The sequence below is a fragment of the Pseudonocardia phyllosphaerae genome (assembly GCF_046546475.1).
Lineage (GTDB): Bacteria > Actinomycetota > Actinomycetes > Mycobacteriales > Pseudonocardiaceae > Pseudonocardia > Pseudonocardia phyllosphaerae.
This window is the reverse complement of record NZ_JBKGXS010000001.1, coordinates 105,731-128,649: the sequence shown is the minus strand read 5'-3', so window position 1 is coordinate 128,649 and position 22,919 is coordinate 105,731. Positions and strand designations below refer to the sequence as shown.

Genomic DNA, 22,919 nt, shown 5'->3' with positions numbered 1-22,919 from the left:
CGGAATCCCACCGAACTCGTGATCACCGGCGTTCCGCGGAACGCGGATCACCACGCCTGCGACAGGTCCGCGTGCTCCCGGATCCAGGTGTGCATGACGATCCCCGCCGCGACGCCGGCGTTGATCGAGCGCGTCGACCCGAACTGCGCGATCGAGACGGTCAGGTCGGCGGCGGCGCGGGCCTCGGCGGACAGGCCGGGGCCCTCGGAGCCGAACAGCAGCACGCAGTCGCGCGGCAGCGGGGTCTGCTCCAGTCGTCGCGCGCCGGGCGTGTTGTCCACCGCGACGACGGCGAGGCCGTGCTCCCTGGCGAAGGCGGCCAGCCCGTCGTAGCCGGAGTGGTGGTGCAGCTGCAGGTAGCGGTCGGTGACCATCGCGCCGCGCCGGTTCCACCGCCGTCGTCCGACGACGTGCACGCCGGCCGCGCCGAACGCGTTCGCCGTGCGCACCACGGTCCCGATGTTGTGGTCGTGACCGAGGTTCTCGAACGCCACGTGGAACGGGTGCGCGCGCCGCGCCAGGTCCGCCGCGACCGCCTCGCGGCGGAGGTAGCGGTACCCGTCGACGACGTTGCGCCGGTCACCGTGCTCGAGCAGCTCGGGGTCCCACTCGTCGCCCTCGGGCCACGGGCCCTCCCACGGACCGACGCCGACCTGGCCGGGCACCGACCACTCGCTCGGCCCCACCGCGTCGCCGGCCTCCGTGTGCCCGGCCTCCGTGGGCCCGGCCTCCGTGTGCCCGGCCTCCGTGTGCTCGGACGGCCCGGGCGCGGTCATCCCAGCTGCAGGTCGGCCAGCCCGAGCAGCGCGCGGTAGGGCACGCCTTCGGCCTCGACGGCCTGGCGCGCGCCGGTGTCGCGGTCGACGACCGTGCACACCCCGACGACGTCGGCGCCGGCCTGCAGCACCGACCGCACCGCGGTGAGCACCGAGCCACCGGTGGTCGAGGTGTCCTCGACGACGAGCACCTGCCGCCCGGTGATGTCCGGGCCCTCGATGAGCCGCTGCATCCCGTGCTTCTTGGTCTCCTTGCGCACCACGAACGCGTCGACCGGCTCGGTGCCGTCCTCGCAGGCGGCCGCGTGCAGCACCGACGTCGCGACCGGGTCCGCACCGAGCGTCAGCCCGCCGACGGCGGTGTAGGCCCAGTCCGTGGTCAGCGCGCGCAGCAGCCGCCCGATCAGCGGGGCCGCCTCGTGGTGCAGCGTGATCCGGCGCAGGTCGACGTAGTAGTCGGCCTCGGCGCCGGAGGACAGCGTCACTTTCTCGTGCACGACCCCCAGCTCGCGCACCAGCGCGGCCAGCCGGGCGCGCTCCGTGTGCGGGGCGCTCACGTCCGGTCCCGGTCCAACGACGCCGTCAGCCGCCGCAGCACACCCCGGGGAAGCACCCCGGCCAGCCCGACGATCGCCTTGTACTGCCGCGAGGGCACCGACACCACCCGATTCCTGTCCAGATCCGCCAGGGCCTCGTCCACGACCTGGGAGGCCTCCAGCCACAGCGGGCCGCGCCGGGAACCGACCCGGATCCCGGCCCGCTCGTGGAACTCCGTGCGTACGTATCCGGGGCAGAGCACCATCGCCCGTACCCCCGTGCCCTGCAGCGTCGCGGCCACACCCTCGGTGAACGTGATGACCCACGCCTTGTCGGCGGGGTAGGTGGAGCCGCGCCCGGCGAGGAAGCCCGCCACGCTCGCCACGTTCACGACCGCCCCGGTACCCCGGTCGACCATCCCGGGCAGCGCGGCCCGGGTCAGCTCCAGCACGCTCGTCACGTTGACGGCGAGCTGGCGGGCCAGCGCGGCCGGGTCGTTCTGCAGGAACGACGAGCCGAGCGCGAGCCCGGCGTTGTTCACCAGCAGCTCGACCGGCGACAGGTCCGGGTCGCCGAGACGGGACGCGACCTTCGCCCGGCCGGACGGCTCGGACAGGTCCGCGGTCAGCACCTCGACCGCGACGCCGAGGTCCCGGTACCGGGACGCGGCCGCCTGCAGCCGGTCGGTGTCGCGAGCCACGAGGACGAGGTCGCGGCCGTCGGCAGCGAGCCTGTCGGCGAACGCGGCACCGATCCCCGACGACGCGCCCGTGATCATGACGGAGGGCACCGGGGGAGCCTAGCCGCCCGTGCGGCACTCGTGCGGCCCGAGGCGGGAGATCGCCCGGCGACGCGTGAGACGGGCCTCTCGCGGGTGCCCTCGACCACTCCAGGGCCTACCGTCGTGGCCATGACGTCCGAGGCGCCGCCGGTGCGACCGCCGGCCGACCCCGACTCCCCGGACACGGCCACCACGCCCCCGGCCGGGACCCCCGTCGTCCCCGGAGGCCGTGCCGCGCCGGACGGCCCCGCCGACCGCGGCCGCTCCCGGCACACCCGCGTCGCGGTGATCGGTGCGGGGTTCACCGGCCTCGCCGTCGGCCTGGCGCTGCTGCGCCGCGGCGTGCACGACTTCGTGCTGCTCGAGCGGGCCGACGACGTCGGCGGGGTGTGGCGGGACAACACCTACCCCGGGGTCGGCGTCGACACGCCGTCGCCGCTGTACCAGCTGCGCGCCATGACCAACCCGGAGTGGTCGACGCTCTACGCGCCCGGCCACGAGGTGCAGGACTACGCCCGACGGCTGGCCCGCTCGACCGGGCTGCTCGGGCACGTCCGGTTCGGCGCCGCCGTCGACGCCGCGACCTGGGACCCCGACGCGTCCTGCTGGCGGATCGATACCCCGCGCGGCGGGATCACCGCCGACGTCCTGGTCAGCGCGGCCGGCCTGGTCGCCGACCCCAAGCTGCCCGACGTGCCTGGCCTGGACACCTTCCCCGGCCCGGTCTTCCACTCCGCGCGCTGGGACCACTCCGCCGAGCTCGCCGGAAAGCGCGTCGCGGTCGTCGGGACCGGGGCGACGTCGATCCAGCTCGTCCCGCAGCTGCAGCCCGAGGTCGCCGAGCTGCACGTCCTGCAGCGCACCCCGGCCTGGGTGCTGCCGAAACCGGAGAAGCCGATCGGGGAGAGCGCCCGGCGGCTGTTCGCGGCGAACCCGCTGCTGTGCCGCATGCAGTTCGACCTGATCTACGTCGGTGCCGAGCTGCTGGCCGCGACCCGGCGCTCCCGGCTGCTGCGCGACACCCTGTCCAAAGTCGGCATGCGGCACCTGCGCCACCAGGTCCCGGACCCGGAGCTGCGCGCCCGGCTCACCCCCAGCCACGACTACGCGTGCAAGCGCCCGCTGGTGTCCAACGACTACCTGCCCGCGATGTCCGCGCCGAACACCACGCTGCACACCGGTGGGCTGGCCCGGGTCGAGGGCTCGACGGTCGTCGCCGGGGACGGGTCGCGCGCCGAGGTCGACGCGATCGTGCTGACCACCGGCTTCGAGGTCGGCGCGACGGCCCCGATCGCGCGGCGCATCCACGACGCCCAGGGCCGGTCGCTGCACGACCACTGGGGCGCCTACCCGCGCGCCTACCTGGGGATGAGCTACCCGAACTTCCCGAACCTGTTCCTCATGCAGGGACCGAACGCGACCAGCGGCGCCAGCTCGACGCTGCTGTTCTCCGAGGCCCAGTCCCGCTACGTCGCCGACGCCGTCTGCCGGATGGCCGAGGACGGCATCACCTCGCTCGACGTGCGCCCGGACGTCGAGCAGCGGTGGACGCGCACCATCCGCCGCAAGTCCGCGGGCACGGTCTACGAGACCGGCGGCTGCGCCAGCTACTACCAGAACGGCGAGGGCGCGAACGTCGTCATGTGGCCGTCGAACACCGCGGAGTACCAGCTGCGCACCCGGCGGTTCCGGCTCGCGCCGTTCCGCGTCGTGCGCGGCCGGACCGGCGCCGGACGCCCGCTGGACCCGCGCCCGGTCCGGCTCGCCGCCACGGCCTGACCCGCGCCCGGGCCGACCCGCGCCGGACCTGAACGCGCCCGGCCGGGGCGACTCAGGCCTCCCAGGCGCGGACGGCGGCGACGTGCTTCGCGATCACGTCGGCGTCGAGGAACGACGACTCGAACGAGTTCACCGCCATCGTCCGCAGGTCCTCTGCGCTCAGCCCCAGCCCGTCGCGGGACGCGGCGTAGGTGGTGTCGGCGTAGCCGCCGAAGTAGGCCGGGTCGTCGGAGTGCAGCGACACGTTCAGCCCCGCGGCGAGCATCTCCGGCAGCGGGTGCAGCCCGATACCCGGGACGCACGCCAGGCGCACGTTGGACAGCGGGCACACCGTCAGCGGGGTGCGGTCACGGGCCAGGCGGGCGACCAGCTCGTCGTCCTCGATGGCGCGGATGCCGTGGTCGACGCGCAGCACGCCGAGGTCGTCGAGGGCCTCGCGGACGTAGGCGGGCGGGCCCTCCTCGCCGGCGTGCGCGACCGGCTTCAGCCCGAGCGAGCGGGCCCGGTCGAAGACTCCGGTGAACCCCGACGGCGGGTGGCCGACCTCGGCCGAGTCCAGCCCGACGCCGACGACGCGGTCCAGGTAGGGCTCCGCGGCGCGCAGCGTCTCCTCCGCCTCCGAGGCCGGACGGTCCCGCAGGAAGCACAGGATCAGCCCGGCCGACACGGTGCCGGAGTGCTCCTCGATCGCGTCGGTGAGCCCGCCGACGACGTCGCCGATGTCGACGCCGCGGGAGGTGTGCGCCTGCGGGTCGAAGAACATCTCGACGTGCTCGACGCCCTGGTCCGGGCAGGTCCGCAGGTAGGCCGAGGCCAGCTCGGCGAAGTCGTCGCGGGTCCGCAGGACGGCCATGTTGGCGTAGTAGACGTCCAGGAACGACTGCAGGTCGGCGAAGTCGTAGGCCGAGCGCAGCGCCTCGACGTCGGTCCACGGGAGCGCGACGTCGTGCCGGCGGGCCAGCGCGAAAACGGTCTCGGGCTCGAGCGTGCCCTCGATGTGCAGGTGCAGCTCGGCCTTCGGCAGCGGCGGGGTCCCGGTGGTCATCCGGTCATTCTTCCGGATCGACACCGCGCGGTGCCCGCCGTCCCGGCGTGAGAAGGATCAGACCGTCGGGCGGTGCGCCTTCATGCCCTCCTCGAGGACCGTCGCCACCTCGGCGAGGTCCGCGAGCAGGTCCTGCATGCGGTCCGCGGAGATCCCGACGGGTGCCGCGGCGAGCACCCAGGACTCCTCGGCCCAGAGCAGCTCGACGTCATCGCCGATCGCGTCGCTGGCGTCGGCCAGGCGCGGCGTGAGCAGCGGGCGGACGGCGTCGGCGTCGCTGACGAAGGCGTAGCGCTCGCCGACCGGCTCGAGCAGGTCGAGCCCGGCGTCGTCGGGCAGCGGGGCCGAGGGCAGCCGCAGCTCGACGGCGGCCGGCAGCGCCTCCTGGACCTTCACCGCGCAGAGCACCGAGCTGATCTTCCCGGCCTGCTCGTGATCGAAGGCGTAGGCCTTGCGCGGCTCGTCCGGGGTGGGGACGTAACCGGAGACCAGGTTGCGGGCCACACCGGGGCCGCCCTGGTGGATCGTCCCGTAGCGCCAGCGGCTGGGCAGGACGGGGTCGGAGTCCTGGAACTCCCACTCGCGCATCTGCGCCCAGCGCTTGCGGTCGCGCGTCGCCCCGCCGCGGAAACGCTCGAAGAGGAGCAGACCGACACCCACGAGGATCGCGATGATGGCGATGACGAGCCAGACGGACATGCCGCGGAGCGTAGCCCCGATCGGGCCCGCGACGCGGTAGCGCCACGGCCCCGACCGGCGCATTCGTCACCCGGTCGGGGGTAGCTGCCACTCCTCGCGGGTCGCCCGGCCCGACCCGGACTGCTTCTCGTACTCCACCGTCGCGCCGGTTCCCTCCTCCACGGCCGCGGTCGCCACCGCCCCGATCCGCCCGGTGATCCGCTCGGCGCGGGAGGCCTGCCGGGAGGTCTCGGCGAACGCGCCGGTCAGCTCGTCGGCCTCCTTCGCCGCGATCCGCAGGGCGTCGGCCAGGTGTTCCACCCGACGCGCCAGGTTCACCGCCGTCGCCACCGCATCGGCGACGACGCCGGGCAGCGCCACCGCGAACCCGGCCCCGCCGGTGGCCACGGCCGCGATCAGGGCCAGGACGGCATCCGCGGCGAGCCCGGCGACGATGTCGCGGACGACCGCCCGTTCGGTCGCCACGCGAACGGCGGAGTCCAGGACGAGCCCGGCCACCCGGTCGGCGGTTCCCGCGACCGAGCCGAGCGCGGCGCGCTGCGCGCCCGCCGCGGCCAGCCAGGCGTCGGCGGCGGCGCCGGACCAGCCCTGGGCCGCGCGGGGGACGGCGTCGTCGAGCGCACCGGCCTGCGTGCGCAGCGCCGCCGCGACGGTGTGCCAGGCCTCGGCCCGGTCCTCGATCCGGCCGGGGTCCCCGCACAGCGCGTCAAGGGGCTCGCGCAGGAACCAGATGTGCTCGATCGCCCAGCCGAGCCCGGCCTCGAGCAGGCTGCCGAACGGGTCGACGACGAACCCGAGCGCGTCGATGCAGGCCGCGTCGCCCGCGGCGGTGACCCCGCGCTCGTCCTGCTCCCCCTGCGCCGTGACGTAGTCGTAGAGGGAGGAGACGACACCGGCGCCCTCGAACGCGTCGTCCATGGCCTCGCCGGGATCCGCCGCAGCGGTCCCGCCGGTGGGCGCGCTCACCCGAGGTCTCCGTCGCCGGCGCGCGGGACCTCGATCGCCGCCAGGTCGAGGGCCGCCCGGGAGTCGGTGAGCCGGTAGTCCTGCACCGACGCCCGCAGCCGCTCCGCGCTGCGTTCCAGGTCCGCCGCCAGGTCGGTCAGTGCGACCGCGCCCTGCGCGAGCGCGGCGCTCGCCTGCCCGGCGAACACCTGGCCGATCACGCCGTAGGCGTCGGTGGAGAAGCCGCCGTCCGGCGGGCGGGCCGCGCGCACCGCGCCGGCGATCCCGGTCATCGCGTCGGCGTGCGCGGTGACCCGCTCCGGCTCGACACGCAGGCCGTCCGGGCCGGTCACCGGCCGGGTCCGCCGCGCTCGGCGCCGTGGTGTGCGGTCAGCGGGGCGACGGCCGCCTGCACCTGCGCGGCCGCGTCGGCGGCCGCGGACCGGGCGGTGCGCAGGACCAGCTCGGCGAGCCGGGCCCGCGGCAGGTCGTCGGCGCGTACCCCCAGGTCCAGCGCAGTCAACGCCCCCGAGGAGTCGACGGTGACGGTGACCGCGCCGTCGTCGGAGCGGGCGGTGGCGCGGACCCGGCGGATCTGCTCGGCGGCCCGTTCGGCGTCGGCACGGACCGTCTCGATGCGGTCGCGGTAGTCCTCCGACCAGGAACGGGCGGTGCCCCCGGATGGGGGCACCGCCCGTGCGGTTCCTGCTGTCGTTCCGGCTGCGGGCGAGGTCGGCTGCATGACCGGGCACGATGACGTGCCCCGCAGCCGGTCACCGCCGGTTCGGCCGGATCAGTTCGCGATCGCGACCGGATCCGTGGCCGACCCGACGACCAGGCCGCCGGTTCCGCCGTCGGCCGACGGGTCGAGGTCGACGCGGACGGTGTCGCCCTCGCGGACCTCACCGGACAGCAGTTCGCGGGCGAGCTGGTCGCCGATCGCGGACTGCACCAGCCGGCGCAGCGGGCGCGCGCCGTAGACCGGGTCGAACCCGTTCATGGCGAGCCACTCGCGGGCCGCGTCGCTGACGTCGAGGGTCAGCCGCCGCTTCGCCAGCCGGTTGCCCAGCACGCCGAGCTGGATGTCGACGATGTGGGTCAGCTCGTCGGTCGACAGCGCGTGGAAGATCACGACGTCGTCGAGGCGGTTGAGGAACTCCGGCTTGAAGTGCGCCCGGACGACCGCCATGACGGCCTCGTCGCGCTGCTTCTCGTCCAGCGACTGGTCGGCGATCGCCTGGCCGCCCAGGTTCGAGGTCAGCACCAGGATGGTGTTGCGGAAGTCGACCGTGCGGCCCTGGCCGTCGGTGAGGCGGCCGTCGTCGAGCACCTGCAGGAGCGTGTCGAAGACGTCCGGGTGGGCCTTCTCCACCTCGTCGAGCAGGACGACCGAGTACGGACGCCTGCGGACGGCCTCGGTGAGCTGGCCGCCCTGGTCGTAGCCGACGTAGCCGGGCGGGGCACCGACGAGGCGGGCCACCGAGTGCTTCTCGGAGTACTCGCTCATGTCGATGCGGATGATCGCCCGCTCGTCGTCGAACAGGAACTCCGCCAGCGCCTTGGCCAGCTCGGTCTTGCCGACACCGGTCGGCCCGAGGAACAGGAACGAACCCAGCGGACGGTTCTCGTCGGCGATGCCGGCGCGGGCGCGGCGGACGGCGTCGGAGACGACCCGCACGGCCTCGGCCTGCCCGACGACGCGCTCGCCCAGCTCGTCCTCCATGCGCAGGAGCTTCGCGGTCTCGCCCTCGAGCATCCTGCCCGCCGGCACACCGGTCCAGGAGCTGACGACGTCCGCGACGTCGTCCGGCCCGACCTCCTCCTTGAGCATGACGTCGCCGTCCGCGGTGCCGGTGGCCTTCTCCGTCGCCGCCGCGAGCTCCTTCTCCAGCTCGGGGATGCGCCCGTAGCGCAGCTCGGCGGCGCGGCCCAGGTCGCCGTCGCGCTCGGCGCGCTCGGACTCGCCCTTGAGCTGCTCCAGCTGCTCCTTGAGCTCTCGGGTCGACTCGATCGAGCCCTTCTCGTTCTGCCAGCGTGCGGTGAGCGCGGACAGCTCCTCGCGCTTCTCGGCCAGCTCGGCGCGCAGTGCGACCAGCCGGTCCTTCGACGCGGCGTCGACCTCCTGGGTCAGCGCCATCTCCTCGATCTCGAGGCGGCGCACGGCCCGCTCCACGGTGTCGATCTCCACCGGGCGCGAGTCGATCTCCATCCGGAGCCGGGACGCGGCCTCGTCGACCAGGTCGATCGCCTTGTCCGGCAGGAACCGGGCAGTGATGTAGCGGTCCGAGAGGGTGGCGGCGGAGACCAGCGCGGCATCGGTGATCCGGACGCCGTGGTGCACCTCGTAGCGCTCCTTGAGCCCGCGCAGGATGCCGACGGTGTCCTCGACGCTCGGCTCGCCGACCATGACCTGCTGGAACCGGCGCTCGAGCGCCGCGTCCTTCTCGATGAACTCGCGGTACTCGTCGAGCGTGGTGGCACCGACCAGGCGCAGCTCACCGCGGGCGAGCATCGGCTTGATCATGTTGCCGGCGTCCATCGCGCCCTCGCCGGACGCGCCCGCACCGACGATCGTGTGCAGCTCGTCGATGAAGGTGATGACCTCGCCCGCGGACTCGGTGATCTCGGTGAGGACGGCCTTGAGCCGCTCCTCGAACTCGCCGCGGTACTTCGCGCCGGCCACCATCGAACCCAGGTCGAGTGCGATGACCCGCTTGCCGCGCAGCGACTCCGGGACGTCGCCTGCCACGACCCGCTGGGCAAGGCCCTCGACGATCGCGGTCTTGCCGACGCCCGGCTCGCCGATCAGCACCGGGTTGTTCTTGGTGCGCCGGGACAGCACCTGCACGACGCGGCGGATCTCGGAGTCCCGCCCGATGACCGGGTCGAGCTCGCCCTCGCGGGCGCGCGCGGTCAGGTCCTGGCCGTACTTCTCCAGCGCCTGGTAGCTGCCCTCCGGGTCCGGGCTGGTGACGCGGGCGGAGCCGCGCACCTTCCCGAACGCCTCACGCAGCGCGTCCGGCGTGGCTCCGTGGCGCTGCAGCAGCTGCGCGACCTCGCCGCCGGCCTGCGCCAGCCCGACGAGCAGGTGCTCGGTGGAGACGTACTCGTCGCCCATCTCCGTGGCGAGCTGCTGTGCGGCGGTGATCGCGGCCAGCGCGTCCCGCGACAGCTGCGGGGCGCTCACCGAGGAGCCGGCGGCCGAGGGCAGCCGGTTCCCGAGCGCCGTCACGTCCTTGCGGATGACGTCGGCGTCCGCGCCGACGGCGGCCAGCAGCGGCGCGGCGATGCCGTCGCCCTGGGCCAGCAGGGCACCCAGCAGGTGGGTCGGCCCGACGTCCGGGTTCCCGGCCAGGGTCGCGGCCTGGACGGCGGCGGACACGGCCTGCTGCGTACGAGTGGTGGGGTTGAAGGAGTCCATGCTCCGGGGGTCCTCCCGCTGAGGTTCGTCGTCTTCTGTCCGTGGCGACGCAGGACCAGTGTGCCCGGCCGATGTCGCCCTTTGACAGGTGCAACGACGGGAACCTTGAGTCCATTCCGCTCAACCGGGGTTTTCTCGCGCGGTTCATCGCCCCCTGGAACGCCGAACGGCCGGCGACCGGGGCGCACCGTGGTGCGTGCCCCGGCCACCGGCCGGACGCGTGCTCGAGTCGGCTGGACTCAGGAGAAGTCGAAGAACGTGACCTCGTTGTCCTTGCCGTTGTCGTTGGCGAACTCCGAGCAGTTGCCGGCGTTGCCGGTGTTGTTGCCGCGGACGGTGCCGTCGACCTTGCCCGTGATGGAGTCGGTCGCGGGGGAAATGGTGGTGAACGTGTTGTTCTCCGAGTCACCGCCGGCGAAGTCGCACTGCTTCGGGCCGGTGGTGCTGTAGTCCGGGCCGCTGGTGTGGTCGTGGTCGCCGACGGCCATGGCCATCGGGGCGGACGCGCAGATGGCGACGGCGGCGGCGCCACCGGCGAGGGCGAGCTTCTTCTTGGACAGCATTTCTGGTCTCCTCCGTGCCCGTTTCCTGTCGTGGCGCAGTCCCCGGGAGCCGGAGCCGCACCTGCCGCCTCATCCGGCCGAACCCATAGCTCCATGTGTTCGGCCGGTGACGGTCTGCCAGGGAAACGATCCAGTCGGATATTCGGTGACGGGTATTGACATCGCACGATCGGCTCATACTGATCAGGTGAGGCAACCGCGCGGCCCGGTGCGCGTCTCCCGTCCGGGAGACCCCGTTCGTCCGGTTCCGCGCAGGTCAGCGCCGCACGTACCCGGGGAGCGACGTCCGCCCCGGACGGGTGATGAGCGCGCGGCGTCGTCGCCCTGCGCAGTCGTGCCCGCCCGCGGAGCAGGCGGTGACGCTCCGGTTCCCGGATGCGCCGTAACCCGGGAACCGGCACCGCGACACCCCGGGAACGGCACCGCGCCGCCGCCCCGGGCGAACGCCCCCACCGAGAGCGGGTGCCGTCCGCCACGTGCGGCGTTCCGGGGTCCGGGGGCTATCCTGATCGTGGCGCCCCCACGCCATGACGAGTGCCCCGTCCCCGAACGGATGTCGAAGTGACCGCACGTACCGGCGAACGCACGCTCCGTGCTCGTTCCGTCGTGCGGCATGTCCGCCATCGAGGGCACTCACGTACGCTCGCCGTCGGCATCGGGGCCGTGTCCCCCGGTGCGCCCGCGGTACGGATTTCGACCGAGGAGAGTGTCCGTCAGGCATGACTGCCGACCAGCTGATCGCCGGCGACGTGGCCACGCCGCAGCGGCCGACGTCCGAGGCGGACCGCACCGTCGAGATCATCCGCCAGAGCTTCGCCCTGGTGGAGCCGCAGGCCGAGGAGCTCGGCAAGCACTTCTACTCGACGCTGTTCACCGCCGCGCCCGAGACGCGCGACCTGTTCCCGGTGAACATGGAGGTGCAGCGCAGCCGCCTGCTGCGCGCCCTCGTGCACGTCGTGCAGATGGTCGACCAGCCCGACGACCTGGTCCCGTTCCTGCAGCAGCTGGGCCGCGACCACCGCAAGTTCGGCGTGCTGTCCGAGCACTACGACGCCGTCGGCCAGGCCCTGCTCTCGGCGATCCAGACCTTCGCCGGTGACGCCTGGACCCCCGAGGTCGAGAACGCCTGGGTCGGTGCCTACGGGATCGTCTCCGACGCGATGCAGCAGGCCGCGGCCGCCGAGCACGGCCCGGCGTCGTGGCTGGGCCGCGTCGTCGAGCACCGGCGGATCGGCTGGGACCTCGCCGTGGTCACCGTCGCGACCGACCACCCGGTGCCCTACCAGGCCGGGCAGTACGTGTCGGTGGAGACGCCGCACCGTCCGCGGCTGTGGCGCTACCTGTCCCCGGCCAACGCGCCGCGTCCGGACGGGACGATCGACTTCCACGTCCGCGCCGTCGAGGGCGGCTGGGTCAGCCGCGCGATCGTCGCGCACAGCGCGGTCGGCGAGACCTGGCGGATCGGCCCGCCGATGGGCCGGATGGCCGTGCCGCAGGACTCCGACCGCGAGCTGCTGATGGTGGCCGGTGGTACCGGTGTCGCCCCGATGAAGGCGCTGCTCGACGAGGTCGGCAGGCGCCCGAACCCGCCGCGCACCCAGGTGTTCGTCGGCGGGCGCAGCTGGGCCGACCTCTACGACTTCGCGGCGCTGCGCCGCATGTCCTACAGCAGGCCGTGGCTGGACGTCATCCCGGTCGTCGAGCACGACGACGGGGCCTCCGGTGCCGAGGTCGGCACGCTGGCCGACGTCGTCACCCGGTTCGGCGCGTGGAGCGACCACGATGTCCTGGTTTGCGGCTCCCCGGCGATGATCCGGTCCACGGTCTCCCGGATGCTCGTCGCCGGGACGCCCCTGGACCGGATCAGCTACGACCCGTTCACGATGGACTGAGCGGGTCCCCGCCCGGGATCAGAACGCCTCGGTGGTGCGCACCGAGAGCACGTGCAGCGTGCGGGAGCCGGTGAAGGCGTCCCGCCCGTGCAGGAACCGGTAGTTGTCGAGCACGACCAGGTCCCCCGCCTCCATCCGGAACCGCGGGGCCAGCTCGAACGCCGTCGCGAGCAGGTCGGCGTACTCCTCGATCCGGGCCAGGTGCTCGTCGAAGTACGGCTCGCGGGGGACCGGGAGCGCGTAGTCGCTGGCCCGCACCGCGCGCCGGCCGCCGCGGGTCCACTCGATCATCCGGCGCAGCAGCGGGGTGTTCGGCACCCCGCGCGGCGGGTTCGTCCGGGTGCCGAAGAAGTCGACGTCGGAGCCGGTCAGGAACGCGTACAGCTCCGGTGCCTCGGTCGCGAGCCGGTCGGCCAGCGCGTAGCCGTCGACGAGCACCGAGTCGCCGCCGTCGGGGGCGGGGGACGAGCAGTGCATGAACAGGTAGTCCTCGTCGGGGTCGCGCAGCCGCACGGTGCGGCCGTGCACGTCGCCGGTCAGGATCGCGCCGTCGTTGTGCAGGCCCAGCACCGGGGCGTCGGTGCCGCCCTGCGGGCGGATGCCGAACAGCTCGCGCAGCCGGCCGCCGAGGGTCACCGCGGCGGTGGTCACCAGCGCCTCGGGATCCTGCCCCGTGCCCGGGACCAGGACGACGCCGTCCTCGGCGAGCACCGTGCGGGCGTCACCGAGCTCCGCGCGACGCGGCGTGACGCCGGTGTCGGCCACCAGGTCCTTGAGCTCGGCGCGCGCCTCGCCGCTGCGCCGCCCGTCCGTACCCATCCGTGCCATGTGGGGCCTCCTGCCGCTGTCGTGCCTGCTGCACAAGTGTGGCAGGAACGCACCGTTGCCAGAACGCGCCGAGCGTCAGACCTGTCCGGACGGTCCGGTCAGTGCCCGTCGTTCCAGATCGCGGCCGAGCAGTACGACCAGCAGCGCCGTCCCGACGACGGCCACCGACGGCACCAGCACCAGCTGCGGCGCCGCGAACATGTACTGCCGGCCCTCGGCGATCATCGCGCCCCACTCCGGCGTCGGCGGCTGCGGGCCGAGCCCGAGGAACGACAGCCCCGCCACGGTGAGCAGGATGTTGGCGAACCGCAGGCACAGGTGTGCCAGCAGCGGGCGGGCCAGGTTCGGCAGGACGTGCACGCACACGATCCGCACCTGGCCTGCGCCGACCGCGACGGCGCCCTCGACGTACTCGCGGCCCTTCTCCCGCAGCACGAGCTGGTAGGCCAGCCGGGCGAACGGCAGCCAGCCCACCGAGACGATCGCGAGCAGCAGGACTCCGAGGCCGGGCCCGCCGTCCGGGGTGGCGGCGATCGCGACCAGCCCGACGAGCACCGCCGGGACCGCGACCAGGACGTCGACGACGCGCTGGAACACCTGGCCCACCAGGCGACCTCCCCAGGCGGCGGCCGTCCCGAGCGCGGTGCCGAGGACCGCGCAGAGCAGCAGCGCGAGCACGGTGAACCCGACCGAGACCCGGGCCCCGACGGCGAGCCGGGCGAACACGTCGCGGCCGAGCTGGTCGGTGCCGAGCAGGTGCTCGGCCGACGGGCCGCCGAACCGCGACGACAGGTCGGTGCCGTAGGCGTCGAACGGCAGCACGGCGAGCAGGACCAGCACCACGGGCAGCGCGACCGCGGCGATCCGGAGCGGGCGGCGCAGCCGGTCCCGGATGTCACCCGCGGACACGGCCGCGGCCTGGGCGGTCACGACGCCGCTCCGTCCGCGCTGCGCGCCACCGGGTCCAGGGCGAGGGCGAGCAGCTCGGCGCCGATCCCGGCCAGGGCCGCCACCGCGACGACGGCGAGCAGCCCGGCCTGCACGACCGGCAGATCCTGGCCCAGCACGGCGTCGTAGAGCAGCCGGCCGAGGCCGGGCACGGAGAACAGCACCTCGATCACGACCGACCCGCCGAGCAGCCCGCCGAGGAACAGCCCGGACAGCGACGTCACCGAGGTGAGCGCGAGCCGCCCGCCGTGCCGCCACACGACGACCCGGTCGGTCAGGCCCTTGGAGCGGGCGACCGCGACGTGCGGACGCCCCAGCGCGTCGACGGTCTCCGCGCGCACCAGCTGCGCGGTCAGCGCCGCCGGGAACGCCGCGAGCGTCAGCACCGGCAGGACGGCCTGCGCGGGCTTGCCCCAGCCGGTCGCGGGCAGCACCGGGATCAGCACCGCGAACACCAGCACCAGCACGGTGCCCAGCACGAACTCCGGGACGGCGACGCCGAGCACCGACCCGGTGGTCAGCGCCCGGTCCAGGCGCCCGCCGGGCCGCCGGGCGGCCGCGACGCCGAGCGGGACCCCGGCCAGCCCGGCCAGGACGAGCGCCAGCACCGTGATGATCAGCGAGGTGCCCAGCGCGGGCCAGAGCAGGCCGGAGACCGGGGTGCGGCTGGTCCAGGAGATCCCCAGGTCTCCGGTCAGGATCCCGCCGGCCCAGTTCAGGAACTGGTCGAGCCAGGAGCCGTCGAGGCCGTACCGCTCCCGCAGCGCGGCCAGCGCCGCCGGGTCCGGTTCGGCCTCACCGGTACGGCTGCGCAACACCGACAGGGCGGTGTCGCGTCCGGACAGGCGCGGCAGCGCGAACACGAACAGCGCCGCCGCGGCGAGGACCACCGGCAGTGCGAGCAGCCGGCGGAGCAGGACCGCGGTCACTCCGTCTTCGCCAGCCCCGGTACGACGAGCGTCTTCGCCAGCGGGTCGACGGTGTAGCCCGCGACCTGGTGGCCGACGCCGTTGGCGCGGGTGTGCACCAGCGGGACCCCGACGGCGTCCGCGGTCAGCTGCGCCGACGCCTTCCGGAAGACCTCCTGGCGGGCAGCCGGGTCGGTCTCGGTGGCGAGCGGGGCGAGCAGGGCGTCGAACGCGGGCGAGCAGTACCGGTTGATGTTGTAGGAGCCCTGGCAGGTGTAGTCGGTGGACAGCGTGGCCCCCGCGTCGGGCACGTCGATGAGGTAGCTGCGCGAGGTCAGGTACATGTCGTAGCGACCGGCGAGCAGCTCCGGCTCGCGGGCGTCGTAGTCGCCGACCTTGATGTTCGCCTCGATCCCGGCCGCCTTCAGCATCTGCTGCAGCGCGGTCGCCAGCGTCGGCAGCTCGGCGCGGTTGGCGTAGGTGCCGAGCTCGACGCGCAGCGGCTTGTCCGGGCCGTACCCGGCCTGGGCGAGCAGGTCGCGCGCCTTCTGCGGGTCGGCGGGCGGCGGGGGGTCCTGCGAGCCCCAGGCGACGGCGGGCCCGAACAGCTCGCTCGCGGGCAGCGCGGACCCGGCGAGGGCCTGCTCGGCGAGCGCCCTGCGGTCGACGGCCGCGGTGACCGCCTGCCGGACCCGGACGTCCTGGAAGGGCGGCCGCGCCTCGTTGAGCTGCAGCAACGCCGTCCGCGGGGCCGCGACGGTCTCGTCGGTGTACTCGCCGCCGGTGAACTCCAGCGCCGCGGACTCGGGCAGCTCCTGGGCGATGTCGGCGTCTCCGGCGCGCAGCGCCAGGGCGCGGGCCGCGGGGTCACCGACGTAGTTCGCGGTGACCGCGGCGAGCTTCGGGCGCTCACCCCAGTACTTGTCGTTGCGGACGAGCTCGGCGGACTGGTTCCCGTCGACCTTGGTCAGCGTCATCGGCCCGGTGCCGGTGCCCTGGGCGGCCGGCGGGTTCGCCTTGTACGCCGAGGGCGCCAGGATCGCGGTGTTGGCGCCGGACAGGCGCAGCGGCAGGATCGGGTCCGGGTTCGTCGTCGAGACCTTCACCGCGTCCGCGCCGTCGGCGACGGCCTTCAGCCCGATGCCCTTGACCGCCCGCGGCGGCGCGTCGACGCCCGCGACCCAGTTCAGCGCGCCCGCGGCGGCCTGGCCGGTCAGCGGCTCGCCGTTCTGGAAGGTGACGCCGGGGCGCAGCTGGAAGCGCCACGTACGGGGGTCCGGCCGGGACCACTCCGTGGCCAGCCCGGGCTTCGCGACGCCGTCGGTACCCGACGTCACGAGCGTCTCGGTGGCGCCGAGCTGGGAGAGCACGAACGCGTCGTCGGTGTCGATCGCGTAGCCCGCGCCCGGCGAGAACGTCATGTCGATGGTCATCCGGCCGTCGGGGACCGGGGTGCCGCCGCCGGAGCCGGAGCCGCCGCAGGCGGTGAGCACCGCGGTGGTCGCCGCGAGCGCGGCGACGGTCCGCAGCGCCCGGCGGGCGGGGCGGGTCGATCGAGTGGTGGGAAGGGTCGGGACGGGGGTCATGCGGTCCTCTCCGGCGCCTGGTCGAGCGCCCGGGGGATCCTCGGCAAGGATGACGAAACGGTCAAGATCACACATGCGCATCTGTCGACGTCGGCACCGATCACATACCCGGATCTCGCACAGACGGCGCGCCCGTTACTGCCACCGGATCGCGACTGCAACGTCGGCCTGATAACACTTGTACCGTGATGCGTGGTTTGCTCCGCCGCCCCGGTGACCGTGGCGACGCCGCCGGGACGACTCCCGTAGCCCGCCCACCGGTGCCGGGCCGGTGGGCGCAGTTCGCCGGGCTGCCGCCGGTGATGAAGCTGCTGGTGTCCACCCAGCTGGCGTTCAACCTCGGCTTCTACATGGTGCTGCCCTACCTCGCGACGCACCTGGCCGACGACCTCGGGCTGGCGGCGGCCGCGGTCGGGCTGGTGCTGGGTCTGCGGACGTTCAGCCAGCAGGGCCTGTTCGTCGTGGGCGGGGCGCTGGCCGACCGCTACGGCGCCAAGCCCGTCGTGCTGACCGGGTGCGCGCTGCGCGTGCTGGGATTCGTACTGCTCGGCGTCGCGGGCTCGCTGACCTGGGTGATCGCCGGTGCGCTGCTCACCGGGTTCGCGGCGGCGCTGTTCTCCCCGGCCGTCGAGTCGTCGCTGGCCCGGGAGGCGGGAACCCGCGAACGCAGCGGTGAGGGGCCACCGCGTGCGGAGGTGTTCGCGCTGTTCGCCGTCGCCGGCCAGCTCGGGACGGTCACCGGGCCGCTGGTCGGGACGGCGCTGCTGCTCGTCGACTTCGGCGTCGCGTGTGCGGTGGGCGCGGCCGGGTTCGTGCTCGTCGGGCTCGCGCACTGGCGGCTGCTGCCGAACCGGCCCGGTGAGCACACCGGTGAGCCGGTGCTCGCGGGCTGGGGCGAGGTGCTGGGGAACCGGACGTTCCTGGTCTTCGCGATCGGCTACTCGGGCTATCTGCTCTGCTACAACCAGGTCTACCTGGCGCTGCCCGCCGAGCTGGGCCGGGTCGGTGCGACCTGGCTGCTCGGATTCCTGTTCGTGACGATGTCGGTGCTGGTCATCGCCCTGCAGATGCGGGTGACGCGGTGGTCGCGGCGGATCGGGCCGGGGCGCGCGGTGGTGCTCGGGTTCTGCCTGATGGCGGCGTCGTTCGGGGTCGTGGCGGTGGCGCGGCTGCTGCCGGGGCTGCCCGGGCACTGGGCCGCGGCACCGGCGGTGGTGATGGTGCTGCTGCTGACCGCCGGGGAGATGCTCGCCGTGCCGGTCGCGCAGGATCTGGTGCCGCGCCTGGCCGGGGAACGACGGCTGGGCGCGCACTTCGGCGTCCTGGCCTCGTTCGGCGGGCTGATGGTGCTGCTCGGCTCGACGGGCGTCGGCGCGCTGCTCGGCCCGGACGTCCCGCCGGTCGTGCCGTTCGCGGTGCTGACGGCGATCCCGCTGGCCGGTGCGGTGGTCCTGGGGTTGCTGGCCCGCCGAGGCGGGCTGGCCTCGGCCTGAGCTGCGTACCGGGGCCCGGGCGGTGTCGTGTCGTGCCGTCTCGTACCCGGGCGGTGCCGTGTTCGGGCCGGGCCGGTCAGCCCCGGGCGTCCGGGTCCGGCTGCCCGGGACGCCAGCGCACCACGGCCTGCCGCCGGTCGACCGGCACCAGGTCGCGCCGGTAGGAGCGGTGCACGGCCGCGGTCGCCTGCGCGGCGGCGGCGCGGGCCGCCTCCAGCTCCTCGGTGACCTCGGCCAGCTCGGAGCGCAGGTCCGCGACCTGCTCCTCGAGCTCGATGATCCGCTTCACCCCGGCGAGGCTGACGCCCTCGTCCTGGGAGAGCCGCTGCACCTCACGGAGCAGCGCGATGTCGCGCGCGGAGTAGCGACGGCCGCCGCCGGCCGCGCGGCCGGGCGAGACGATGCCGAGCCGGTCGTAGCTGCGCAGGGTCTGGGCGTGCAGCCCGGACAGCTGCGCCGCCACGGAGATGACGAACACCGGGTGGTCGGCCGGGGTGCCCTCGGGCAGTCCGGTCTCGGCCCAGTTCGCGTCCACTGCCGGTCGTCGTGCTCGTCCGGCCATCGCCGTCACCTCCTGGCATTCCCGAGCAGGTCAGCCCGCGGATCGACGTCCTTGGTCGCCTCGGCGTAGGCCTGCAGTGCCTCCTCGGCCGCGGCGTCGAGCTTCTGCGGGACGGCGAGCTCCAGGGTCACCAGCAGGTCCCCCTTCTTGCCGTTCTTCCGCTCGACGCCCCGGCCGCGCACCCGCAGCGTCCGCCCGCTCGCGGACCCGGCCGGGACCTTCAGCGAGACGGACCCGTCCAGCGTGGGCACCGTCAGGGTCGCACCCAGGGCGAGCTCGGGGAAGGTCACCGGAACGGTGACGGTCAGGTCGTCGCCGTTCTTCGACGACCGCCCGAGCACCCGGTGCGGGGTCACCGTCACCGTGACGTAGAGATCGCCGGCGGGGGCACCGCCGCGCCCGGGCTCACCCTGGCCGGAGAGCCGGACCTTCTGGCCGTCGTCGACGCCGGCCGGGATCCGCACGGTCAGCGACCGGGTCCGGTCGCTGACTCCCTCGCCGTGGCACTGCGGGCAGGGGTCGTCGACGATCCGGCCGGTGCCGCGGCAGTCGCGGCACGGCTCGGAGAAGGAGAACGCGCCCTGGCTGCGGTTGACCAGCCCGGCGCCGTCGCAGGTGGGGCAGGTACGCGGGGTGGTGCCCGGCCGGGAGCCGGTACCCGCGCAGCGCTCGCAACGGCCCGGGGAGTTCAGCTTGATCGGGACGCTCGCGCCGCGCACCGCGTCCTCGAACGGGATGGTGATCCGGCTCTCGACGTCCTGGCCGCGCCGCGCACCGGTCGGGCCGTAGCCCGCGTTCGCGCCGCCGCCGGAGCGCCCGGCCCGGGCGAAGATGTCCCCGAGGATGTCGCTGAAGTCGCCCGTCCCGGCGCCGGCTCCGGCACCGCGGCCGCCCCCGGCCTGGCCGAACAGGTCGCCGAAGTCGAACCCGCCCGCACCGCCAGCGCCACCGCCGGGGGTGCCGCCACGGGGGAACCCCCCGCCGGGGAACCCGCCGCCACCGAAACCGCCGCCGAATCCACCGGCGCCGGAGAACATCGCGCGGGTCTCGTCGTACTCCTTGCGCTTCTTCTCGTCGCCGATGACGCCATAGGCCTCGGACACCGCCTTGAAGCGGGCCTCGGCCTTCGCGTCACCGGGGTTGGCGTCCGGGTGCAGCTCGCGGGCGAGCTTGCGGTACGCCTTCTTGATCTCGTCCTGGGACGCCGTCGAGGAGACCCCCAGGTCGCGGTAGAAGTCCTTCTCGATCCAGTCGCGCTGGGTCATGCCGCCTCCTCTCCGGTCCTGCTCGTCGTGTCCGGCACGACGTCTGTCACGACAACGTCCGCAGGCACGCCCGTGCTCCGCAGAACGGTGCGGCGGGGGCGGAGGTCCGCTCCGCCGCCCGCCGCACCGTGTCCGTCGTTCCGCCGTACGGCCGTCAGGCCTGCTGCGACCCGTCCGCCGTGCCGGTCCCGTCGGTGTCCGCGGTGCCGTCGGTGCCCTGGTCCCCGGACGCCGCGGCGACCTCGGACTCGGGCTTGTCGGCCACGGTCACCATCGCCGGCCGGAGCACCCGGTCGTCGATCCGGTAACCACGGCGAAGGACGTCGGCCAGCACCGTGACCGTCGGGCCGGAGCCCTCGGCAGGCTCGTGCTGGACCGCCTCGTGCAGCTGCGGGTCGAACACCTCGCCGGGCGCGCCGAACGGCTCGAGACCGAGCTTGTTCACCACGCCGACGACCTTGTCCGCCGCCGACTTGAACGGGCCGGTGAGGTCGCCGTGCGACTCCGCCCGCTCGAAGTCGTCGAGCACCGTGAGCAGGTCGGACACGAAGGAGACCTTCGCGCCCAGCAGGGCCTGCTCGCGGTCCCGCTCGGCCCGGCGCCGGTAGTTGGCGTACTCGGCGCTGACCCGCTGCAGGTCCGCGGTCCGCTCGGCCACCTCGGAGGTGAGCTTCTCGACCTCGGGGTCCGCGCCCTCGCCGGGCCCGGCGACCGGGTCGGCCGCCCCGGACGGGGCCGAGCCGGCCCCGTCCGTACCCGCGGTCTCCGCAGCGACGTCCGGCTCGCCGGTGTGCTGCTCGTCGTGCTTGTCGTGTGCCATGTCGTCGACCGTCCTGTCCTCGGGATGGCCGCCGGCCGTCACTTGCTGCCCTTGTCGTCCTTGTCGTCGTCCACGATCTCGGCGTCGACGACGTCGTCGTCCTGGGCGGCGGACTGGTCACCGGCCGCACCGGCAGCGCCCTCGGCACCCTCGGCGCCCGGCTGCGAGTACAGCGCGGAGCCCATCTTCTGGGACTCCTCGGCCAGCTTCTCCATGGAGGACTTGATGGCGGCGGCGTCGGTGCCCTTGAGCGCCTCCTGGGTCTCGCCCAGGGCCGCGTTCACCGAGTCCTTGACCTCGGACGGCAGCTTCTCGTCGTTCTCCTTGACGAACTTCTCCGTCTGGTAGACGAGGGTCTCCGCCTGGTTGCGGGTCTCGGCCTCCTCGCGACGCTGACGGTCCTCGTCGGCGTGCGTCTCGGCCTCCTGCACCATCCGGTCGATCTCGTCCTTGCCGAGCGCGGAGCCGCCGGTGATCTGCATCTCCTGGCTCTTGCCGGTGCCCATGTCCTTGGCGGACACGTTCACGATGCCGTTGGCGTCGATGTCGAAGGAGACCTCGATCTGCGGGACGCCACGCGGGGCCGGCGGGAGGCCGGTCAGCTCGAACATGCCGAGCTTCTTGTTGTACGCGGCGATCTCGCGCTCACCCTGGAAGACCTGGATCTGCACCGAGGGCTGGTTGTCGTCCGCGGTGGAGAAGATCTCCGAGCGCTTGGTCGGGATCGTGGTGTTCTTCTCGATCAGCTTGGTCATCACGCCGCCCTTGGTCTCGATGCCGAGGGACAGCGGGGTGACGTCGAGCAGCAGGACGTCCTTGACGTCACCGCTGAGCACACCGGCCTGCAGGGCGGCGCCGTCGGCGACGACCTCGTCCGGGTTGACGCCCTTGTTGGGCTCCTTGCCGCCGGTCAGCTCCTTGACGAGCTCGGTGACGGCGGGCATCCGGGTGGAGCCACCGACGAGCACGACGTGGTCGATCTGGCTGACCGAGATGCCGGCGTCCTTGATGACCTGGTTGAACGGCTGGCGCGTGCGGTCCAGCAGATCCTGGGTGATCTTCTGGAACTCGGCACGGGAGAGCGTCTCGTCGAGGAAGAGCGGGTTCTTCTCGGAGTCGACGGTGATGTAGGGCAGGTTGATCGTGGTCGAGTTGGAGCTCGACAGCTCGATCTTCGCCTTCTCCGCGGCCTCACGCAGCCGCTGCATCGCCATCTTGTCCTTGGTCAGGTCGATGCCCTGGCTGGACTTGAACTTGTCGACGAGCCAGGTGACGATCCGCTCGTCCCAGTCGTCGCCACCGAGGTGGTTGTCACCGTTGGTCGCCTTGACCTCGACGACGCCGTCGGCGATCTCCAGCAGGGACACGTCGAACGTGCCGCCACCCAGGTCGAAGACCAGGATGGTCTGCTCCTTCTCGCCCTTGTCGAGGCCGTAGGCCAGCGCGGCGGCGGTCGGCTCGTTGACGATGCGCAGGACGTTGAGGCCCGCGATCTGGCCGGCCTCCTTGGTCGCCTGGCGCTGCGCGTCCTCGAAGTAGGCGGGGACGGTGATGACCGCGTCGGTGACCTCGTCGCCCAGGTAGGCCTCGGCGTCCCGCTTGAGCTTCTGCAGGACGCGGGCGCTGATCTCCTGCGGCGCGTAGGTCTTGTCGTCGATCTGCGGCGTCTTCCAGTCGGTGCCGATGTGGCGCTTGACCGAGCGGAAGGTGCGGTCGGCGTTGGTGACGGCCTGGTTCTTGGCCGACTGGCCGACCAGGACCTCGCCGTTGCGCGCGAAGGCGACGATCGACGGAGTGGTCCGCGAGCCCTCCGAGTTCGCGATGACCGTCGGCTCTCCGCCCTCGAGGACGGAGACGACGGAGTTGGTGGTCCCGAGGTCGATACCGACCGTACGAGCCATGTGTGGTTCCTCCGTTTGAGTCCGAGATGACACTGTCCGGGGCTGAGTGCCTTCGACTCATGTTGTACCAGACCGGTTCACGGTCCGCACGAGCCGCTTGAGCGATCCGCACTCAACCTGTTCTGTCCCGTTCAACGGGTACCCGGACGGGGTTGTTCCCACACGGCTCA

At 73.5% G+C, this 22,919-nt stretch carries 21 protein-coding genes; 3 read left to right on the top strand and 18 right to left on the bottom strand.

The features are described from left to right. Positions 1-47: 47 nt before the first annotated feature. The 3 genes from ACLE50_RS00590 to ACLE50_RS00580 are packed head-to-tail and all read right to left on the bottom strand — an operon-like array spanning position 48 to position 2,103. Positions 48-776 carry a TrmH family RNA methyltransferase gene (locus ACLE50_RS00590; RefSeq protein WP_410941339.1) on the bottom strand — a complete coding sequence of 243 codons (729 nt, stop codon included), beginning with the start codon at positions 774-776 and terminating at the stop codon, positions 48-50. Continuing rightward, entirely contained in the window at positions 773-1,333 is a 561-nt protein-coding gene (pyrE, locus tag ACLE50_RS00585; RefSeq protein WP_410941338.1) for an orotate phosphoribosyltransferase, read from the bottom strand. The genes ACLE50_RS00590 and pyrE overlap by 4 nt, the downstream gene beginning before the upstream one ends. After that, the gene (locus ACLE50_RS00580) at positions 1,330-2,103 is read right to left on the bottom strand and encodes an SDR family NAD(P)-dependent oxidoreductase (RefSeq protein ID WP_410941337.1); all 774 of its coding nucleotides are present in this window, start codon (positions 2,101-2,103) and stop codon (positions 1,330-1,332) included. Before ACLE50_RS00580 ends, pyrE begins: the two co-directional genes overlap by 4 nt. A 120-nt stretch (positions 2,104-2,223) precedes the next feature. On the opposite strand from ACLE50_RS00580, the gene ACLE50_RS00575 reads away from it, so the two are divergent. Beyond that, positions 2,224-3,873 carry a flavin-containing monooxygenase gene (locus tag ACLE50_RS00575; protein WP_410941336.1) on the top strand — a complete coding sequence of 550 codons (1,650 nt, stop codon included), beginning with the start codon at positions 2,224-2,226 and terminating at the stop codon, positions 3,871-3,873. A gap of 52 nt (positions 3,874-3,925) precedes the next feature. On the opposite strand, the gene ACLE50_RS00570 is transcribed toward ACLE50_RS00575, so the two are convergent. From ACLE50_RS00570 to ACLE50_RS00540, 7 genes are all read right to left on the bottom strand, one after another. After that, positions 3,926-4,918: an adenosine deaminase gene (locus tag ACLE50_RS00570; RefSeq protein WP_410941335.1), complete on the bottom strand. Its 993-nt coding sequence runs from the start codon at positions 4,916-4,918 to the stop codon at positions 3,926-3,928. Between the two features lie 57 nt (positions 4,919-4,975). After that, positions 4,976-5,617, bottom strand: a complete 642-nt coding sequence (locus ACLE50_RS00565; protein ID WP_410941334.1) for a type III secretion system chaperone family protein — start codon at positions 5,615-5,617, stop codon at positions 4,976-4,978. 66 nt (positions 5,618-5,683) lie between these two features. Beyond that, positions 5,684-6,583 (bottom strand): hypothetical protein, encoded by a 900-nt coding sequence (locus ACLE50_RS00560; protein WP_410941333.1) that lies wholly within the window; start codon positions 6,581-6,583, stop codon positions 5,684-5,686. Next, a complete protein-coding gene (locus ACLE50_RS00555; protein WP_410941332.1) occupies positions 6,580-6,915 on the bottom strand; it encodes a type VII secretion target in 336 nt (111 codons plus the stop codon). Before ACLE50_RS00555 ends, ACLE50_RS00560 begins: the two co-directional genes overlap by 4 nt. Beyond that, a complete protein-coding gene (locus tag ACLE50_RS00550) occupies positions 6,912-7,253 on the bottom strand; it encodes a YbaB/EbfC family nucleoid-associated protein (RefSeq protein WP_410941331.1) in 342 nt (113 codons plus the stop codon). Before ACLE50_RS00550 ends, ACLE50_RS00555 begins: the two co-directional genes overlap by 4 nt. Before the next feature lie 102 nt (positions 7,254-7,355). Further along, complete coding sequence (gene clpB, locus ACLE50_RS00545; protein WP_410941330.1) at positions 7,356-9,983, bottom strand: ATP-dependent chaperone ClpB; 2,628 nt, start codon at positions 9,981-9,983, stop codon at positions 7,356-7,358. A 239-nt stretch (positions 9,984-10,222) separates the two neighbouring features. After that, on the bottom strand, positions 10,223-10,546 hold the full coding sequence (locus ACLE50_RS00540; RefSeq protein ID WP_410941329.1) for a hypothetical protein: 324 nt from the start codon (positions 10,544-10,546) through the stop codon (positions 10,223-10,225). A gap of 719 nt (positions 10,547-11,265) precedes the next feature. Here ACLE50_RS00540 and ACLE50_RS00535 point away from each other — a divergent pair. Continuing rightward, a complete protein-coding gene (locus ACLE50_RS00535) occupies positions 11,266-12,438 on the top strand; it encodes a globin domain-containing protein (RefSeq protein ID WP_410941328.1) in 1,173 nt (390 codons plus the stop codon). Positions 12,439-12,456: 18 nt separating this feature from the next. On the opposite strand, the gene ACLE50_RS00530 is transcribed toward ACLE50_RS00535, so the two are convergent. The 4 genes from ACLE50_RS00530 to ACLE50_RS00515 form a co-directional block, all read right to left on the bottom strand. Beyond that, entirely contained in the window at positions 12,457-13,266 is an 810-nt protein-coding gene (locus ACLE50_RS00530; RefSeq protein WP_410941327.1) for a TauD/TfdA family dioxygenase, read from the bottom strand. A gap of 75 nt (positions 13,267-13,341) precedes the next feature. Then, positions 13,342-14,196 carry an ABC transporter permease gene (locus ACLE50_RS00525; protein ID WP_410941326.1) on the bottom strand — a complete coding sequence of 285 codons (855 nt, stop codon included), beginning with the start codon at positions 14,194-14,196 and terminating at the stop codon, positions 13,342-13,344. Next, a complete protein-coding gene (locus ACLE50_RS00520; protein ID WP_410941325.1) occupies positions 14,193-15,143 on the bottom strand; it encodes an ABC transporter permease in 951 nt (316 codons plus the stop codon). Before ACLE50_RS00520 ends, ACLE50_RS00525 begins: the two co-directional genes overlap by 4 nt. Next, positions 15,140-16,708 carry an ABC transporter substrate-binding protein gene (locus tag ACLE50_RS00515; RefSeq protein WP_410941324.1) on the bottom strand — a complete coding sequence of 523 codons (1,569 nt, stop codon included), beginning with the start codon at positions 16,706-16,708 and terminating at the stop codon, positions 15,140-15,142. The genes ACLE50_RS00520 and ACLE50_RS00515 overlap by 4 nt, the downstream gene beginning before the upstream one ends. 260 nt (positions 16,709-16,968) lie before the next feature. On the opposite strand from ACLE50_RS00515, the gene ACLE50_RS00510 reads away from it, so the two are divergent. Beyond that, positions 16,969-18,201 (top strand): MDR family MFS transporter, encoded by a 1,233-nt coding sequence (locus ACLE50_RS00510; RefSeq protein ID WP_410941323.1) that lies wholly within the window; start codon positions 16,969-16,971, stop codon positions 18,199-18,201. Positions 18,202-18,277: 76 nt separating this feature from the next. Here ACLE50_RS00510 and ACLE50_RS00505 read toward each other — a convergent pair whose 3' ends face one another. From ACLE50_RS00505 to dnaK, 4 genes are all read right to left on the bottom strand, one after another. Beyond that, positions 18,278-18,763 carry a heat shock protein transcriptional repressor HspR gene (locus ACLE50_RS00505; protein ID WP_410941322.1) on the bottom strand — a complete coding sequence of 162 codons (486 nt, stop codon included), beginning with the start codon at positions 18,761-18,763 and terminating at the stop codon, positions 18,278-18,280. Between the two features lie 5 nt (positions 18,764-18,768). Next, entirely contained in the window at positions 18,769-20,028 is a 1,260-nt protein-coding gene (locus tag ACLE50_RS00500) for a DnaJ C-terminal domain-containing protein (protein WP_410941321.1), read from the bottom strand. Positions 20,029-20,182: 154 nt separating this feature from the next. Continuing rightward, a complete protein-coding gene (gene grpE / locus ACLE50_RS00495) occupies positions 20,183-20,848 on the bottom strand; it encodes a nucleotide exchange factor GrpE (protein WP_410941320.1) in 666 nt (221 codons plus the stop codon). A gap of 38 nt (positions 20,849-20,886) precedes the next feature. Beyond that, a complete protein-coding gene (gene dnaK, locus ACLE50_RS00490) occupies positions 20,887-22,749 on the bottom strand; it encodes a molecular chaperone DnaK (RefSeq protein WP_410941319.1) in 1,863 nt (620 codons plus the stop codon). Between the last annotated feature and the right edge of the window lie 170 nt (positions 22,750-22,919).